Source organism: Streptomyces sp. BL1, assembly GCF_057628045.1.
The window spans coordinates 6,666,884-6,682,686 of the sequence record NZ_JBXYWZ010000002.1 but is presented as its reverse complement, the minus strand read 5'-3'; the positions used below and the strand labels follow the sequence as shown (position 1 = coordinate 6,682,686).

14 protein-coding genes are annotated in these 15,803 nt (G+C 71.6%); 4 read left to right on the top strand and 10 right to left on the bottom strand.

Features of this window, described 5'->3' with window-relative positions; translation table 11 throughout:
• Positions 1–152 precede the first annotated feature (152 nt).
• The gene (locus tag AC3AGO_RS29240; RefSeq protein ID WP_487823251.1) at positions 153–1,520 is read right to left on the bottom strand and encodes an FGGY-family carbohydrate kinase; all 1,368 of its coding nucleotides are present in this window, start codon (positions 1,518–1,520) and stop codon (positions 153–155) included.
• Between the two features lie 49 nt (positions 1,521–1,569).
• A complete protein-coding gene (locus AC3AGO_RS29235; RefSeq protein WP_487823250.1) occupies positions 1,570–2,334 on the bottom strand; it encodes a class I fructose-bisphosphate aldolase in 765 nt (254 codons plus the stop codon).
• Between the two features lie 166 nt (positions 2,335–2,500).
• Between AC3AGO_RS29235 and AC3AGO_RS29230 the strand changes: the two genes are divergently transcribed.
• The 3 genes from AC3AGO_RS29230 to AC3AGO_RS29220 all read left to right on the top strand — a co-directional run bounded on the left by AC3AGO_RS29230 (position 2,501) and on the right by AC3AGO_RS29220 (position 5,156).
• Positions 2,501–3,496 carry a dihydroxyacetone kinase subunit DhaK gene (locus tag AC3AGO_RS29230; protein WP_487823249.1) on the top strand — a complete coding sequence of 332 codons (996 nt, stop codon included), beginning with the start codon at positions 2,501–2,503 and terminating at the stop codon, positions 3,494–3,496.
• An 11-nt stretch (positions 3,497–3,507) separates the two neighbouring features.
• Positions 3,508–4,170, top strand: a complete 663-nt coding sequence (locus AC3AGO_RS29225) for a DAK2 domain-containing protein (protein WP_487823248.1) — start codon at positions 3,508–3,510, stop codon at positions 4,168–4,170.
• 212 nt (positions 4,171–4,382) lie between these two features.
• Entirely contained in the window at positions 4,383–5,156 is a 774-nt protein-coding gene (locus tag AC3AGO_RS29220) for a GntR family transcriptional regulator (RefSeq protein ID WP_487823247.1), read from the top strand.
• Between the two features lie 99 nt (positions 5,157–5,255).
• Here AC3AGO_RS29220 and AC3AGO_RS29215 read toward each other — a convergent pair whose 3' ends face one another.
• From AC3AGO_RS29215 to AC3AGO_RS29180, 8 genes are all read right to left on the bottom strand, one after another.
• A complete protein-coding gene (locus AC3AGO_RS29215) occupies positions 5,256–6,575 on the bottom strand; it encodes an MFS transporter (RefSeq protein WP_487823246.1) in 1,320 nt (439 codons plus the stop codon).
• 30 nt (positions 6,576–6,605) lie between these two features.
• Positions 6,606–7,601: a zinc-dependent alcohol dehydrogenase gene (locus tag AC3AGO_RS29210; RefSeq protein ID WP_487823245.1), complete on the bottom strand. Its 996-nt coding sequence runs from the start codon at positions 7,599–7,601 to the stop codon at positions 6,606–6,608.
• A 303-nt stretch (positions 7,602–7,904) separates the two neighbouring features.
• Positions 7,905–9,173 (bottom strand): MFS transporter, encoded by a 1,269-nt coding sequence (locus tag AC3AGO_RS29205; protein ID WP_487823244.1) that lies wholly within the window; start codon positions 9,171–9,173, stop codon positions 7,905–7,907.
• 201 nt (positions 9,174–9,374) lie between these two features.
• Positions 9,375–10,151, bottom strand: a complete 777-nt coding sequence (locus AC3AGO_RS29200) for an SDR family oxidoreductase (RefSeq protein WP_487823243.1) — start codon at positions 10,149–10,151, stop codon at positions 9,375–9,377.
• Between the two features lie 44 nt (positions 10,152–10,195).
• Positions 10,196–10,984, bottom strand: a complete 789-nt coding sequence (locus AC3AGO_RS29195) for a glucose 1-dehydrogenase (RefSeq protein WP_487823242.1) — start codon at positions 10,982–10,984, stop codon at positions 10,196–10,198.
• Positions 10,985–11,041: 57 nt separating this feature from the next.
• Positions 11,042–12,562 (bottom strand): FGGY family carbohydrate kinase, encoded by a 1,521-nt coding sequence (locus AC3AGO_RS29190; RefSeq protein WP_487823241.1) that lies wholly within the window; start codon positions 12,560–12,562, stop codon positions 11,042–11,044.
• Positions 12,559–13,539, bottom strand: coding sequence for a transketolase family protein (locus AC3AGO_RS29185; protein WP_487823240.1), 981 nt, complete (start codon positions 13,537–13,539; stop codon positions 12,559–12,561). The genes AC3AGO_RS29190 and AC3AGO_RS29185 overlap by 4 nt, the downstream gene beginning before the upstream one ends.
• Positions 13,539–14,444, bottom strand: a complete 906-nt coding sequence (locus tag AC3AGO_RS29180) for a transketolase (RefSeq protein WP_487823239.1) — start codon at positions 14,442–14,444, stop codon at positions 13,539–13,541. The genes AC3AGO_RS29185 and AC3AGO_RS29180 overlap by 1 nt, the downstream gene beginning before the upstream one ends.
• Before the next feature lie 187 nt (positions 14,445–14,631).
• Here AC3AGO_RS29180 and AC3AGO_RS29175 point away from each other — a divergent pair, with 187 nt between their 5' ends.
• Positions 14,632–15,585 carry a sugar-binding transcriptional regulator gene (locus AC3AGO_RS29175; RefSeq protein ID WP_487823238.1) on the top strand — a complete coding sequence of 318 codons (954 nt, stop codon included), beginning with the start codon at positions 14,632–14,634 and terminating at the stop codon, positions 15,583–15,585.
• Positions 15,586–15,803 lie beyond the last annotated feature (218 nt).

Genomic DNA, 15,803 nt, shown 5'->3' with positions numbered 1-15,803 from the left:
TTCGACGTTGAAGGGAAGGGCGGTGCGTGGGGTCGGCTGCGGCTCGCGCCGTGCGATGTCGCCTCCGGCGGCCTGGAGCATCGGCAGCAGTAGTGCTGCTGCCCGTGGAAGCCGGTGGAAGCCGGTGGAGGAGAGTACGGGCGGGTGTGCGGTCAGCTCCTGGTGAGCGGCGTGCCGGGGCGCCGGTTCGAGACCGTTGGGGCCAGGGCTGTGGTGGCGTCGATGTCCCAGCCGATGGCCGTGGCTGCAAGCAGTGCCGCGCCGACGGCGGTGACTTCGGGTTCGGAGATGACCGTCACGGGGTCGCCCGTCACGGCCCGTTTGATGTCGATCCATCCGGCCGAGCGGGCCCAGCCGCCTGCCGTGTAGACCTTGGCGTCGGGGGAACCGAGAGCGGCGACCGTTCGCACTGCCTGCCCGCCCCGCTTGGCCAGTGCCCAGAGTACGGCGGAGGCACGGGAGACGGGGGCTGTGGGGGCGTCCGCGGTGTAGGCGGGTTCGGCGCCGCCCGCGGCGCCGGGCAGGAACGTGTCGGTCAGCAGGTGTTCGTCGGGAACCAGGTCGCCGGAGATGAGGCGCTGCAGGGCCTCGGCGACCGCGGGGTCCTGAGAGGCCCATTCGACGTTCCGGGCCAGTTCTTCCACGCGCAGGACCGTCGTGCCGGTGTTGCGGATTCCCGGGGCTGTATCGGTTCCCGCAGCCGGACGCCCAAGTGTGCCGGGCGACTGGGTGACGACGACTTCGGCGGTTCCCATGGAGTCCAGCACGGCGCCGGGGTGGAGCCGGTCGACGCCCCAGCCGCCCACCGGATGGTCGTGGCCGCCGGCGACGACCACAGCGTCAGGGGCCAGCACCCCGGCTCTGCCCAGGCGTTCGGAGCGCAGCGGGCCGACGAGCGCACCGGTGGGCAGTACGTCGGGCAACAACTCCTGTGTCCCCAGGGTGAGTTGTACGCGTTCGTCGATCCAGCACCGGCCGGCGGTCCGCCAGGCCGCGGTGCGGGCGGCCAGGGTGTCACTGAGGAAGGGAGAGGCGGACCAGCGGCAGGAGGCGTAGTCGGTCAGGGACAGCCACGCTGCCGCCCGGTCCGCCCCGGCCTGGCGGCGGGCCCACGCCCAGCCGACGAGAGTGCGGGCCGGGTCGGGGGCCGTACCGGTGTCGTCGGCGGGCGCGAGGTGGGGCCGCAGTTCCTCGAACAGCGCGGGGCGCCGCGGGTCGAACCAGGCCAGAGCAGGCGTGAGCGGCCGGAGCGCGTCGTCGACGAGCACCCCGTCCTCCCCCACGCCCGCCACGCAGATCGCCCGTACCGCCAGCCGGCCTCCGCAGACCTCCAGGACCAAGTCCTCGATGAGGTCGAAGAGTTCGGCGGCGTCGACGGAGGGGGCGGCGTCACGGCGGGGCGTCGCGCGACGGGCCCGGGCCACGACGCGCCCCGCGGTGTCCAGCGCCGCGACCTTGGTGTTGGTGCTGCCGATGTCGACGCCGAGTACGGCGTCCACCCGTGCCGACGGTGTTCCCACGTGCCGTTCTCCTTTGACCGACGCTGGCGGTGGCTGTCCCCGGTGCGGATCAGTCCGTGAAGCTGACGCTGCGGGTCAGGGAGGCGACCTCGGCCATGACCTTGTCGGCCTCTTCGCGTTCGCGCTGCCAGATGTTACGGCCGACGATGACGCCGCGCGCACCGGCCCGGATGGTCTCGCCGATGGCGTCGACGGTCTCGGCGGGCTCGCCGCTGAGCGGGCCGCCGGCGATCACGAGCGGGACCTGAAGCTCGTCGACGAGGCGGCGGGTGCGCTCCTCGCCCGGGAACGCGATCTTGATGATGTGGGCGCCGAGGTCGTAGGCGATGCGGGCGACCTTCTCCTCTTCCACGATGACCTCTTCGGTGCGGGGCGCACCCATGAGGACGGGCTCGAGGACCAGCGGGATGTCCCAGGCGTCGCAGGCGGTGACGACCTGGCCGACGCGGGTGCACATGGCCGCGCGCTCGGCCCGGGACATGTTCCAGGGGAAGAGCATCTTGACCGCGTCGACGCCCATGCGCACGGCCTCTTCGACGGTGGTGATGAGGCTGTGCGAGCCGCCGCCGTCGAGGTTGTCGAACTCGTAGTAGGTGTCGATGGTCAGCACGCGGGTCAGGTGCGGGTTGCGGGCGAAGAAGCCCTCGGTCTGCTTGACCTGGCCGGGGGTCATCATGAAACCGGTGACGTCGCTGTTCGCCCAGTCGGCGAAGGGGGCCGAGGGGGTCTCCAGGCCCTTGATGCGGTTGAAGATCAGGCCGTGGTCGACGGGCATGATGATCGCGGCACGGTCGCTGGGGAGGGTACGGCGCATCCGGTATTCCATGGACATTGGCTGTCTCGGCCTTTCGTCGAACGCCTCGCAGGCATCTCCGCGACACCCGGACGGCTACTGGTACGTCTTGTACGTACAGTCTGTACTAGGTGAACACTAGGCAGTAGCGTGTGAGGGCGTCAACACCTGCGAAGGGAACAGCCCCGTGAAACGCCACCTGTTGAATCAGCCGGAGAACGCCGTCGCAGAGGCCCTGGAGGGCTTCGCGCTCACGCATCCTTCGGCCGTCACCTACGACCGCGAGGCCGGGATCGTCACCCGGGCGACACCGGCCCGGAACAAGGTCGGCCTGGTCTCGGGCGGCGGATCCGGACACGAGCCGCTGCATGCCGGGTTCGTGGGCACCGGCATGCTCGATGTCGCCGTGCCGGGAGCGCTCTTCGCCAGCCCGACCGCGCTGCAGGTGCAGCAGGGCACCGTGGCGGCCGACTCCGGCCGCGGTGTGCTGCAGATCGTGAAGAACTACACCGGCGACGTGCTCAACTTCCAGATCGCCGGCGAGCTGGCGGGCGACGACGCCGTGAAGACGGAGAGCGTCCTGGTCGACGACGACCTGGCCACCGACACCGAGGAGGACGGGCCGGGCCGCCGCGGCACCGCGGCCGTGCTGGCGGTGGAGAAGATCTGCGGCGCGAGCGCGGAGGCCGGCGCGGACCTCGCCGACGTCGCCGAGCTGGGGCGCCGGGTGGCCCGCAACGCCCGTACGCTCAGCCTGGCGCTGGAGGCCGGCACCCACCCCGGGGAGACCGAGCCGGCCTTCACGCTGCCCGAGGACGAGGTCGAACTGGGCGTGGGCATCCACGGTGAACGCGGTACGGGCCGGGTGCCGTTCGCCTCGGCCGACGCCCTCACCGACCAGCTCATCGATCCGCTCGTCGCCGAACTCGGCCTGCAGCGGGGCGCGTCGGTCATCGCCATCGTCAACGGCCTCGGCGGCGCCTACCCGATGGAGCTGAGCATCGGCGCCCGCGCCCTGCACCGCCGCCTCGACGGCCTCGGCATCACCGTCGCCCGCTCCCTGGTCGGCAGCTACGTCACCTCCCTCGACATGCACGGCCTGTCCGTCACCCTGCTGCCCGCCGACTCCGACCTGCTCCCGCTGTGGGACGCCCCCGTGCGCACCCCCGCCCTGACCTGGTGAAGGACTCCCCCATGGACACCACTTTGACTCCTGATCTCGGCCGCCACTGGGTCGAGGCCCTCTTCGAGGCGATCCTCGACCGCGGCGCCTCGCTCGGTGACCTCGACCGGCAGTCCGGCGACGGCGACTTCGGCACCAACATCACCTCGGCGCTGGACCGCGCCCGCGCGGACATCGACGCCAACCCGCCGCAGGACTACGCGGGTTGGCTCACCGCCGTCTCCCGCGGCTTCCTCGGCACCGGCGGGACCAGCGGCCCGCTCTTCGGGATGTTCTTCCGGGAGCTCGCCCGCTGCGCCGCGGACGGGCAGCCCACCCTCGCCGAGTTCTCCCGGGGGCTGACGGCCGGGCTCGCGACCGTGCAGCGCTACGGCAAGGCCGAGGTCGGCCACAAGACCATGGTCGACGCGATCGCTCCGGCCGCGGCCACCCTGGAATCCCTCGACCTCGCCGCCGTCGCACCGGCCGACGCCCTCACCCAGGCCGCGCAGGCGGCGGTGGACGGCGCCCGCAGCACGGCCGAGCTCGTCGCCCGCCGCGGCCGCGCCAGCTACGTCGGGGAGGTCGCCCGCGGCGTCCTCGACCCCGGCGCGGCGGCCGCGGCGATCGTCGTACAGGCTGCCGCTGCCGCCCAGTCCGGCACCAAGGCCGACACCGACTGGGTGAGCAGCTGAGGGGACAGCCAAGCTGACGTCTCGTGGGCAGGGGCGCGGCGGGGCGCAGTCCAGTTGTGGGATGCGCCGTCAGCCGCCCCCTGCCGTGTCCCGCGGGGCGGTCCCGGCACTCATAAACGGTCGAACTGTTCGTCCGTACAGTACGGACGAATTACGATGGCTCCCATGCTTTGGTCACCGCCATCGCCGGCTCAGCGGAGGGAGCACGCAGCGTGACGACAACCGCGGTCATCGACCGCCAGTCCTCGATGCCGTACTACCAGCAGCTCGTCAGCGTGCTCGAACAGCGCCTCGGCACGGGCACGATCGCGGCCGGGGACCGGCTCCCGAGCGAGAACGAGCTGTGCACCGAGTTCGGCCTCTCCCGGGCGACCGTGCGGCAGGCACTGCGGGAGCTGGAGACCCGGGGCCTGGTCTCGCGCGTCGCGCGCCGCGGCGTCTTCGCCACCGAACCCGCCACCGAGCGGGGCTGGGTCATCCAGGAACGCGAGGGCTTCCTGGAGAACGCCATCGGCCATCAGAACGCCTCGGTCACCACCAAGGTCCTCAGCCACGGCCCCGCCCTGCTGCCCGCATCGGTCTGCCGCGACCTGCACGTGCAGGAGAACACCGCCGGCTTCGAGCTGATCCGGCTGCGCCTCCTCAACGGCGCCCCCGCGCTCTACAGCATCAACTACAGTCCCCCGGCCCTGGTCCCCGTGGTCGCCGGCATGCAGGAAGTGCTCGACGGACGGGCCTCGTTCAGCGAGGCGCTCGCCGGCGCCGGGTACGTCCTGGGCGGCGCCCACCGCGCGATCCGGGCCGTGGCACCGTCCCGCGAGATCGCCGAGGCCCTCGAAGTGAGCCCGACGGCGCCGACGTTGCACATCCGCTCCACGTCCTGGACGCCGCAGGAGGAGCGCTTCGACGTGTACGACACGTGGGTGCGCAGCGACGTCGTCCCGCTGGAGGTCAACGTCGACGCCACCTCCCCCGCCGGGAACTGACGCGGCCCGCGCCACACGTCGTCTGCCGCGCACACCTGTGAGTTGGCCCCGTCCGGAACACCGGGCGGGGCCAACTCACAGGCGCGAGCCTGCGGTTGATCAAGGTCCTGTACTGCCCGCGGGGGTCTCCATCAGCGGCTTGCCCTCCTCGACCGCGTGCTGGGAGGCGTCGGGGATCTGCAGCCGGCGGACACCGACTGCCGCCAGGACGTACATCGCGGCGAAGATGACCGTGACCCCGCCCGGGCCGAGCAGGCCGAGGAACGCGGAGACCACCAGCGGTCCCACGAACGTGGCAGCGCCCGCACCGAGGTTGAGGACCGCGATCGCGTTCCCCTTCTGTCCGGGCGCCATCAGCGACATGAGAACCGAGATGGGCGTGAAGCCGGCGAGTGTCACGCCGAAGAACGCGGCACAGAGCACCGCGACCCAGTACTCGTCGCTCACGTACCGCGGCACGAAGTACAGGCACAGGGCGCTGATCGCCGAGGCGACACAGCCGAACCAGCGCAGCGTGCGGTGCCAGCCCAGGCGGTCGCTGAGGACGCCGAAGAACAGGTTGGCGAAGATGTTCGCCGCGCCCAGGATGAACACCAGCCGCAGCCACCTCGCGGTGCCGAAGCCGAGGTCGTCGGCGAAGACCGTCGGCAGGAACACCAGGAACCCGAACTGCGGCGCGGTGTTGGCGACCCGCACCAGACAGCCGATGGCGATCCGGGGCTGCGAGAACGCGATGGCCACGCTGTTGAAGATGCTGCGCCCGGTGGAGACCTCGGGCGGCGCGAGGCGGTCACCGCCGCTCGCGCCCCGGATGCCGGCCAGGGCCGCGATGCCACCGACGATCACCAGCGCGAGGGACAGCCACAGCGTCTGGTACTCGTTCAGCGGGGGCTGCACCCCGCTGGCCAACAGCGAGCCCAGAGTGGGCAGTCCGCCGGTGAAAGCGAAGTAGAACCAGCCCACTGCCGAACCCAGCCGGTGGGCCGGACTGGCAGCCAGGATCCACACCAGGAACCCGTACGCGAAGAACGGGTAGCCGAAACCGCGCAGGCCATAAGTGACCAGCAGCAGCGTGTAGTTCTCCGACGGCAGGGCGACGCCCAGGAAGACGACTTCCAGTACGCCCCAGATGGCCAGCCCCAGCAGCATGACCCGCCGCGGCCCCCATACGTCGGAGAGCGCGCCGGACAGCCACGAGCCGGCCGTGACCATCGCGCCGTACACCGTGATGATCACAGCGGCCCCGGTGGGCCCGCCGGCGCCGTGTTCCGCGAGGTAGGGCGAGATGTAACCGGACTCGACGCCGTCCCCGATCATGAACAGCAGGAGGCCGACAAACCCCCAGACCAGCGGGCGCGGCAGGCCGAGGCGGTCTATGACCCCGCGCCGGCCGTCAACTTCGGTCGTGGCTGCAGACATTCGGAAATTCCAATCGTGAACTGCGCGGCGTCACTGCTGCGGCAGGATGTGGACCTTGCGCGCGCTGTCGGAGCGCGCCGTCTCGAGCGCCTCGGCGTACTCGGCGAGCCCGAAGGTGTGCGTCACCATGCGCGTGGCGAGGTCGGGGAGCCCGGCGATGGCGTGGACTCCCTCCGCGAAGGAAGCGGCGAGGGACTGGGATCCCACCAGCGTCAGCTCACGGTCGAACAGGTCATAGGGATGCAGGTCGATCGCGGCCTCGGGGCTCACGACTCCCATCTGCAGGAGCGTTCCGCGCTTGTCGAGGCGCGCGAGCGCATCGGACACCGCCGAGGGGTGGCCACTGGCCTCGATGACGAGGTCGACGTCGCGGGCGCCGGGGCGTTCGCCCGGCCCGTGTACGACGTCCGCTCCGAACTCGACCGCCGCGTCCCGCCGGACCGCGCTGGGCTCGACGACGCCGACCGAGGCCGCTTTCTGGGCGCGGGCGTAGGCGACGGCCAGCAGCCCGATGGACCCCGCGCCGTAGACGAGGACCCGCCGGCCGGTCAGCGGACCAATGCGCGATGCGGCGTGCAGGACGCAGGCGAACGGCTCGATCAGAGCGCCGGTGCCGGCATCCAGCGCGTCGGGCAGGTCGTGGACGACCTTCTCGGGCACCCGCACCAGTTCGGCACACGCCCCGTCCGCAGCCACCCCGATCGGTACCAGGTTCGGGCAGAGATTCACGGCTCCGGCGAGGCACTGCGTACACGAGCCGCATGCCACGTTCGGGTCCACGCACACCCGCCGGCCGGGGGCGAAAGCTGTCACGTCGGAACCCACCGACACCACGGTTCCGGCGAACTCGTGACCGGGGACCACCGGAAAGCGCCCCGTCGGATAGTCCCCCACGGCCAGGTGCAGGTCGGTTCCGCAGATACCCACCGCCTCGGGCGCGATCACCACGTCCGAGCGGCCCGGCTCGGGATCGGGCACTTCACGGACCTCCGCCGCTCCGCGCCCGTCCAGGACTACAGCACGCATCCTCGCGTCCTTTCCTCGTCCCGGCCGGGCGCGGATGCCCGGCCGGGGAGTCAGCTGGCCCAACCGGCGGCCGCCCAGCGCTTACGGCACGAAGGTAAGACGATTGGTAGACCCTGTCCATACATTGCGGTCTGTACGTACAAGAAAGTTCGATGTGAATCCTGCGTCGATACCCGCGATGCGCGAGCGTGTACGGCGGGTGTTCGCCGAAAGGCGGTGGTCCCAGGGCGTCTCTCGCACGCGCTGGGCCCGTTCACCCCTGCAGGGATGAACGGGCCCAGGTGCCGTGGTGTTGACGGTGTATCAGGCGGGTGCGGCGCTCTCCTTCTCCTCGGTACGGGCGCCGGGGACGGGAGTGCGTGCGCGGCGGTACTGCGGGTCGTCGGGACTCTTGAGTACGTGGGTCATGGCGGCTGCCGCGAGGTAGAGCAGGGTGAAGATCCACACCAGACCGTGTACTCCCACCAGCGGGCGGAAGACGGTGACCAGGGCCGGGCCGACGAAGGCGGCCAGCCCCGCGCCGAGGCTGTAGATGGCGAAGGCGCTGCCCCGGTCCTCGGGGCGGCTCATGGAGAGCAGCAGGGCCGGGATGGGGGTGAAGCCGGAGAGGATGAAGCCCCACAGCATCGCGCACACGGCGGCGACCAGGAAGTTGTCGCGGATCGCCAGGGGGCCGTAGTAGAGGGTGAGGGTCGCCACGGCGCAGCCGACGCAGCCGAACCACATGACGGTGCGGCGCCAGCCGACGCGGTCGCCGAGGGCTCCGAAGATCAGCCCGGCGGGCAGGTTCGCCGCGTACATGAGGGTGACCATCAGCAGGTACTGCGACAGGGACAGCCCGATGGTCTTGGTGAAGAAGGCGGGCAGGAAGACGAAGAACCCGTACTGCGGCGCGGTGTTGATGATGCGGACGATGCCGGCGACCGCGGTCTTCGGACTGCGCCACAGGATGTCGATGCCGCTGATCATCTGGCCCTTGAAGGTGGCGTTCTCCACCATCGGCTTGCTGCCCGTGGGTTCCTTCAGCCCGATGCCGCAGATCAGGGCACCGGCCACCACGAGGGCAAGGGCCACCCACAGCGTGCCGTACTGGCCGACCACGGGGATGGATCCGCTGGCCACGAGGGAGCCGAAGGTGGGCAGGCCGCCGGTGAAGCCGAACCAGAACCAGCCGATGGCCGTGCCCACGCGCTCCACGGGTGCGACGGCGATGACCCAGATCAGGAAGCTGAAGGCGAAGAGGGGATAGCCGAACCCGCGGACGGCGTAACTCAGCATGACGACGGTGTAGTTGTCCGTCGGCAGCGCCACCGTGAGGAAGACCAGCTGGAAGACGGCCCAGATGCCGGCGCCGAGCCACATGACGCGCTTGGGTCCCCACAGGGCGGAGAGGGTGCCGGAGAACCAGGCGGCGATGGCGGCGGCCACGCCGTAGGCGGTGATGACCGAGGCCGCCTGGCCGTCGGTGAAGCCGCGGTCGGACAGGAACGGTGAGAGGTAGTTGGACTCGACCCCGTCGCCGATCATGAAGAGCAACAGGCCGATGTAGCCCCACATGAGGGGGCGGGGCATTCCCAGCCGGGTGGTCCAGTGGGGACGGACACCGGGAGATGCGTCAGTGGATGGTGCGGCAGGTGGTGTTGGAGTGCTGGACATGGCGGTCCTAAGCGGCTCGGAGGGGGTGGTGAGGGTGTGCCGGGGGACCCCGTGGCAGGCGCGGTGCGGACAGTGCGCGTACGACGGGGGCCGGGGCAGCGGGTAAGGCGGGGCCGGTCACCAGCAGACGTAGCCGCCGTCGACGATCAGGTCGGCGCCGGTGCAGTACGCCGCGGCGTCGGAGGCGAGGAACACGGCGGGCCCGACCAGGTCCACCACCTCGGCGTTCCGCCCCAGCGGGGTGTCCTCCGCGTACCGGGCCAGCCGTTCGGCGACCTCGGGGCGGGCGTTCATGGGGGTGTAGGTGTTGCCGGGGCTGATCGCGTTGACGCGGATGCCCCGGTCCGCCCATTCCGTGGCGAGGCTCTTCGTCAGATGGACGACGCCCGCCTTGGAGGAGTTGTAATGCGCCTGCAGCAGACCGCGGTTGGCGATGGTCGCGGACATCGAGGCGACGTTGACGATGGAGCCGCCGCCGTGCTCCAGCATCACGCGGGCCTCCGCCTGGGCGCTGAGGAAGACGCCGGTGAGATTGACGTCCACGACGCGGCGGAACTCCTCGGCACTCATCTCCTCGGCGGCTGTCGCTCCGGCGACACCGGCGCAGTTGACGGCGGCCCGGAGGGGGCCGAGTTCGTCCACGGACCGCTGGACGGCGGCTGACAGGGCGTCGGCGTCGGTGGTGTCGCCGCTGACGGCCACCGCGCGGCGCCCGGTGGCGAGGATCTCCTCGGTGGTCTCCTTGGCGGCGTCCTGGTTGCGGTCGAAACAGGCGACGTCCGCGCCGCAGGCGGCGAGGCCCAGGGCGATTCCGCGGCCGATGCCGCTGCCGGCGCCGGTGACGAAGGCCGGCTTGCCGTGCAGGGAGAAGAGGTCGGGGCTGAAGGTGTTCATGAGCGGTTCTCTTTCGTACGGAGTGGGTCGGACGGGCGCGTTCCTCAGCTCATGAACATGCCGCCGTCGATGTTGAGGGTCTGCCCGGTGACGTACTCGGCCGCGTCGCTGGCCAGGAAGAGCAGCACGTTGGCGATGTCGTCCGGGGTGCCGGGACGTCCGGCGGGGATGCCCTCGACCCACTCGGCCATCAGCTCACCCGGCTTGTAGTCACCCAGCAGGGCGCCCCAGTGCCGGTCGTTGTAGTCCCACATCTCGCTGCCGACGATGCCGGGCGCGTACGCGTTGACGGTGATGCCTTCGGGCGCCAGCTCCTTGGCGAGGCTCTGGGTGATCCCCATGACGCCGAACTTCGATGCCGCGTAGTGCGGGGTGTAGACGAAGCCCTGACGGGACTGTCCGGAGGCGGCGTTGAGGATCCGGCCGCGTACGCCGTGCCGGCGCATGGCGGCGGTGGCTTCCTGGGCGCACAGGAACACGCCCTTGGTGTTGACCGCCATCACGCGGTCCCAGTCCTGCTCGGACAGGTCGGCGAGCCTGCTGATGCTGATCACGCCGGCGTTCTGCACGGAGACGTGCACCGCGCCGAACTCCCGCTCCGCGGCGGCGTACAGGGCCTTCACCTGTGCGGCGTCGGTCACGTCGGTGGGTACGGCGAGCGCTGTGCCGCCGTCCTTGCGTATGAGGTCGGCGGTCTCGTGCACGGCCTCGTCCAGGTCGGCGACGACGACTCGCGCGCCCTCGCCGGCGAAACGTGTCGCGATGCCGCGGCCGATGCCGCGGGCCGCGCCGGTGACCACGACGGTCTTTCCGGCATAGCGCTGTTCAGTCATGGGTCCTCCAACTTCGTTGTTGTAAGGGGGTTTTCCGCTGTTGAGGGAGTTGCCGGGTCAGGCGGCGTCGCCGGACCCGCTTGCGCGGGAGCGGGCGACCGCGTCGCGCCAGCCCCGCATCCGCGCCTCGCGCCACTGCGCGTCGTGGGTGGGGGCGAAGGGCGTACGGGGCGGGCAGAGCGCGTCGAGATCGCCCGCGCTCCACAGCCCCAGCGCCGTACCCGCGAGCTGCGCGGCGCCCAGCGCCGACGTCTCGGGGCGTCCGGCGCGCTGCACCGTGCGACCGATCAGGTCCGCCTGGAAGGACATCAGCAGGTCGTTGCCGGTCGCGCCGCCGTCGGCGCGCAGCTCGGAGACCGGCCCCAGCGCGGTGTCGAACCGGCTGAGGGTGTCGGCGACTTGGTACGCGACGGATTCCACGGCAGCGCGTGCGACCTGGGCGGGTCCGCTGTCCAGGCCGAGCCCTACGAGCAGGGCACGCGCCGAGCGGTCCCAGTAGGGCGCGCCGAGCCCGGAGAACGCGGGGACGAGGAACAGGTCGCCGGCGGCGGCCTGTTCCGCCAGGCGTGCCACGCCCGCACTGTCGGTCCCCAGCAGCGTCGCCGCCCAGCGCACGGCCGTGCCGGCGGCGGCGATGTTGGCCTCCAGGGCCTGTTCCGGTTTCTCACCGGCGCGCTGCCAGGCGAGGGTGCGGCTGACTCCCTCGGGCGTGGTGGCGCCGGGCGGGCACAGCACCATGAGCGAGGAACCGCTGCCGTACGTCGCCTTGACCACGCCCGCGTGGCCGTGGCTCTGGGCGAACAGTGCCGCGTGCGAGTCGCCGAGCACCGCGCCCACCGGGAGGCCGTCGGGCAGCCCGGGTACGTCACGGACGCGGCCCAACTCGCCGGTGGAGGGCACCACATGGGGCAGTGCCGCGCGGGGGACGCCGAACAGCTCCAGCAGTTCCTCGTCCCAGTCGGCCGTGTCCAGTGCGAGCAGCTGCGTACGGGCGGCGCACCCCGCTTCGATGGCGCCGCCGCCCTCGGGTCCCGCGGTGCCGCCGGTGAGGCGGTGGAGCAGCCAGGAGTCGACGGTGCCGATGCGGATGCGGCCGGCGCGGGCCAGCGCACGGTCGGGGTCGAGGTCGTCGAGCAGCCGGGCGGCCTTGGTCGCCGAGAACATCGGGTCGACCGGCAGCCCGGTCCGCTCGGTGATCAGCTCGGCCTGCGGGCCGGCGGCCAGTGCACGGCAGCGTTCGACGGTGCGCCGGTCCTGCCAGCTGACGAGCGGGCTCAGCGGCTCACCGGTGACCGGGTCCCAGGCCAGGACCGCCTCGCGCTGGGCGCTGAGGGAGAGCCCGGCGAGCGGTCCGGCCGAGGGGTCCGCGGCCAGGTCGGCGATGGTTCCGAGGATGCCGCGCCAGATCTCCTCCGGGTCCTGCTCGACGTGGTCGGGCAACGGGTAGTGCTGGTCGAGCGCGCGGTGGGCGGTCGCCGTCACCGAGCCGTCCTCGGCCACCAGGAGCGCCTTGGTGCCGCTGGTGCCCTGGTCGAGGGCGAGCAGCGCTCCCCTGCCGTGGGACGGCGCGCCGCTCATGCGAGGGCCGCCGCGGTCTGGTCGGTGCCGGTCTCCAGCAGCTCGTCCGCCGCCCGCAGCACTCCCTCGGCGGTGATGCCGAAGTACTCGGCGAGGAAGGCCGCGCTGCCGGTGGGGGTGAACTCGTCGCCGACGCCCAGAAGCCGCATGGGCACCGGGTGGTGCGCGACGACGGTCTCGGCCACGGCGCTGCCCAGGCCGCCGTGCACGTTGTGCTCCTCGATGGTGATGATCCGGCCGGTCTCACGGGCGGCGGCCAGTACGGCGTCCTGGTCGAGAGGCTTGATGGTGGACAGGTTCAGCACGCGGGCCCGTACACCTGCCGCCGCCAGTTTGTCCGCTGCTTCCAGCGCGGTGGGCACGGTGGTGCCCGCGCACACGAGGGTCAGGTCGTCGCCGTCCCGCAGCCGCGCGGCCTGCCCGGCGCGGAAGGGAACGTACGGCTGGGTCTCGGGCACCTTGGTGCGGCCGATGCGCAGGTACACGGGGCCGTCGTACTCGTGCGCCCACAGCAGCGCCTCACGGGTCTCGGCCGGCCCCGAGGGCACCAGCACCGTCAGCTCCGGAAGGGTGCGCAGCCAGGCCAGGTCCTCCACACCGTGGTGCGTCGGACCGAGCTGGCCGTAGGCGAATCCGGGGCTCATGGAACACAGCTTCACATTGGTGCGCGAGTAGGCGACATCGGCCTTGATCTGTTCCAGGGCGCGGCCGGTGAGGAAGGGGGCAGCAGCGCACACGTACGGGATGCGTCCGCCGTTGGCCAGGCCGGCGCCCGCGCCGACCATGGTCTGCTCGGCGATGCCGACGTTCACCAGCTGCTGCGGGAAGCGGGCGGCGAAGTCCTTGAGGTTGCTGGAGCCGACCGAGTCGTTGCACACGGCGACGGTCCGCGGGTCGCTCTCGGCGAGTTCCTGGAGGGTCTGCGCGAACGCCTTGCGGCAGTCGTGCAGTTCGGCGGCGGCGTTCGCGGTGGTCATCAGGCAAGCTCCTGAAGTGCTGCGGTGGTCTGTTCGGCGGTGGGGACCTTGTGGTGCCACTCGACGCGGTCCTCGATGAAGGACACGCCCTTGCCCTTGAGGGTGTCGGCGATGAGGCAGGTGGGGCGGCCCGGCTCGGCGGGGCCTGCGGAGAGCGCCTGGTAGAGGGCCTCGTGGTCGTGGCCGTCGACGTGGCGGACGGCGAAGCCGAATGCGGCCCACTTGTCGGCCAGCGGCTCAAGACCGGCGGTCTCCTCGGTGCCCGCGCCCTGCTGGAAGCGGTTGCGGTCGACGATGACGGTGAGCCGGTCGAGCCCGTACTGGGCGGCGGTCAGCGCGGCCTCCCAGTTGCTGCCCTCCTGGAGTTCGCCGTCGCCGGTGAGGACGAAGGTGCGGCGCGCGGAGCCGTCCAGCTTGGCGGCGAGCGCGGTGCCCACGGCGACCGGCACGCCGTGTCCGAGCGGCCCGGTGTTCGTCTCCACGCCCGGCACCTTGCGCCGGTTGGGGTGTCCGTTGAGCGCGGACAGCGGCTCCATGTAGGTGTCCAGCTCGGCGTCGGCGAAGAACCCGGCGTGCGCCAGCGTGGAGTAGAGGATCCCGGAGGCGTGCCCCTTGCTCTGGATGTAGCGGTCGCGTTCGGCCCACTCGGGCTGCTCGGGGTCCACGTCGAGGACGGCCAGGTAGAGCACGGTGAGGATGTCGGCCGCCGAGAGGTCGCCGCCGATGTGGCCCTGCCCCGCCCCGCTGATCATCTTCAGGTCGCGGCGCCGGACGGCGTCGGCCTCCGCGTGCAGGGCATGGGCCCGTTCCGCGGCCGGGGCGGCGCGCAGCGCGGCGCGGCGCTCACGCAGCCGGGAAGCGGCGCCCGGCTCGGCAACAAGTCCGCCCGGTTCGACAAGTGGCATGTGAATACCTATTCAGCTCGGAATTTCTATTCAGCAGCAGTAAAACCGCAGCCCCGGCGGCCGTCAACCCCCCTTCCTCGGCGCAGACATCGCGCGCTCCCGCCGCCGTGTCCACACCGCTGCTGCCGTACCGTTGCCCGGACGACACCCGAGCCCACGAGGCCGGGCGGTGCCGAAGGGGAGATGGATGACCTCGCGCGAAGAGCTGCGGATCATGACCCGCGTAGCGCGCATGTACTACTCGGAGCAGGTGCGCCAGCCCGAGATCGCCGCGCGCCTGGACCTGTCGCAGGCGAAGGTCTCGCGGCTGCTGAAGAAGGCGCAGCAGGAGGGCATCGTGCGCATCACGGTGGCCGCGGCGCCGGGCACCAACCCCGAACTCGAACACCGCCTGCAGGAGTCCTACGGCCTGCGCCTCGCCCTGGTCATCGACACCGACCCGGAGGACGAGAAGACCCTGATGGCCGATCTGGGCGCGGCCGCTGCCTACTACCTGCAGACCACGCTGCGCTCCGGCGACGCGGTGGGCATCTCCTCCTGGAGTGCCTCCCTGCTGGCCACCGTCGAGGCGATGCAGCCGGTGCCGGGCCTCAGCGGCGTCCGCGTGGTCCAGGCGGTCGGCGGCCTCGGTGACCCGTCGACCGCCGGGCACGCCTCCCGGCTCACCGGCACCCTCGCCGACCTGGTCGGCGGCGAGGCCGTCTACCTTCCCGCACCGGGACTGGCCGGCTCCCCCGAGAGCGCCCGGGCACTGCGCGAGGACCCGTTCGTCGCCGAGTCCCTCGCCGTACTCGACGAACTCACCCTCGCCCTCGTCGGCATCGGCGAGGTGGAACCCTCCAGCACTCTCGCCCGCAGCGGAAACGCCTTCTCCCGCGAGGAGTTGGGCTTTCTGGAGCAGCAGGGAGCCGTGGGCGATGTGTGCCTGCGCTTCTACGACGCGGCCGGCACGCCGTTGCGCACCGAGCTCGACGACAGGGCGGTCGGCATCAGTGCCGACCAGCTGAAATCCGTACACCGGACCGTCGGTGTGGCGGGCGGCCGACGCAAGGAAGCCGCCATCCGCGGGGCGCTGCGCGGCGGCCTGGTCCACGTCCTGGTGACCGACCGCGCCACAGCGGAGAACCTGCTCGGCCAGTAGCGGCCGGACGCACCGCCACCGACCCGGAACGCCGCGAACGTGCCCCGCCCCGCGCATATGTGACCGCCACTCAGGTCGGCGGCGGCCCGACGCGAGCCAGCAACTCGGCCTCGTACCGCACCTGTTCCTCGGTCATCCCCAAGGCGGTGCCACGGCGAGTGGGCCGCTGGCGCGGCATCTGGGTGCGATCGCGTGGGGTATCCGCGGGGCCCGCACGC

Coding starts and splice junctions, on each gene's coding strand:
- AC3AGO_RS29175 (WP_487823238.1), top strand. CDS start 14,632: ATGACCTCGCGCGAAGAGCTGCGGATCATGACCCGCGTAGCGCGCATG.
- AC3AGO_RS29180 (WP_487823239.1), bottom strand. CDS start 14,444: ATGCCACTTGTCGAACCGGGCGGACTTGTTGCCGAGCCGGGCGCCGCT.
- AC3AGO_RS29205 (WP_487823244.1), bottom strand. CDS start 9,173: ATGCCCCGCCCCCTCATGTGGGGCTACATCGGCCTGTTGCTCTTCATG.
- AC3AGO_RS29190 (WP_487823241.1), bottom strand. CDS start 12,562: ATGAGCGGCGCGCCGTCCCACGGCAGGGGAGCGCTGCTCGCCCTCGAC.
- AC3AGO_RS29235 (WP_487823250.1), bottom strand. CDS start 2,334: ATGCGCCGTACCCTCCCCAGCGACCGTGCCGCGATCATCATGCCCGTC.
- AC3AGO_RS29185 (WP_487823240.1), bottom strand. CDS start 13,539: ATGACCACCGCGAACGCCGCCGCCGAACTGCACGACTGCCGCAAGGCG.
- AC3AGO_RS29215 (WP_487823246.1), bottom strand. CDS start 6,575: ATGTCTGCAGCCACGACCGAAGTTGACGGCCGGCGCGGGGTCATAGAC.
- AC3AGO_RS29210 (WP_487823245.1), bottom strand. CDS start 7,601: ATGCGTGCTGTAGTCCTGGACGGGCGCGGAGCGGCGGAGGTCCGTGAA.
- AC3AGO_RS29200 (WP_487823243.1), bottom strand. CDS start 10,151: ATGAACACCTTCAGCCCCGACCTCTTCTCCCTGCACGGCAAGCCGGCC.
- AC3AGO_RS29195 (WP_487823242.1), bottom strand. CDS start 10,984: ATGACTGAACAGCGCTATGCCGGAAAGACCGTCGTGGTCACCGGCGCG.
- AC3AGO_RS29225 (WP_487823248.1), top strand. CDS start 3,508: ATGGACACCACTTTGACTCCTGATCTCGGCCGCCACTGGGTCGAGGCC.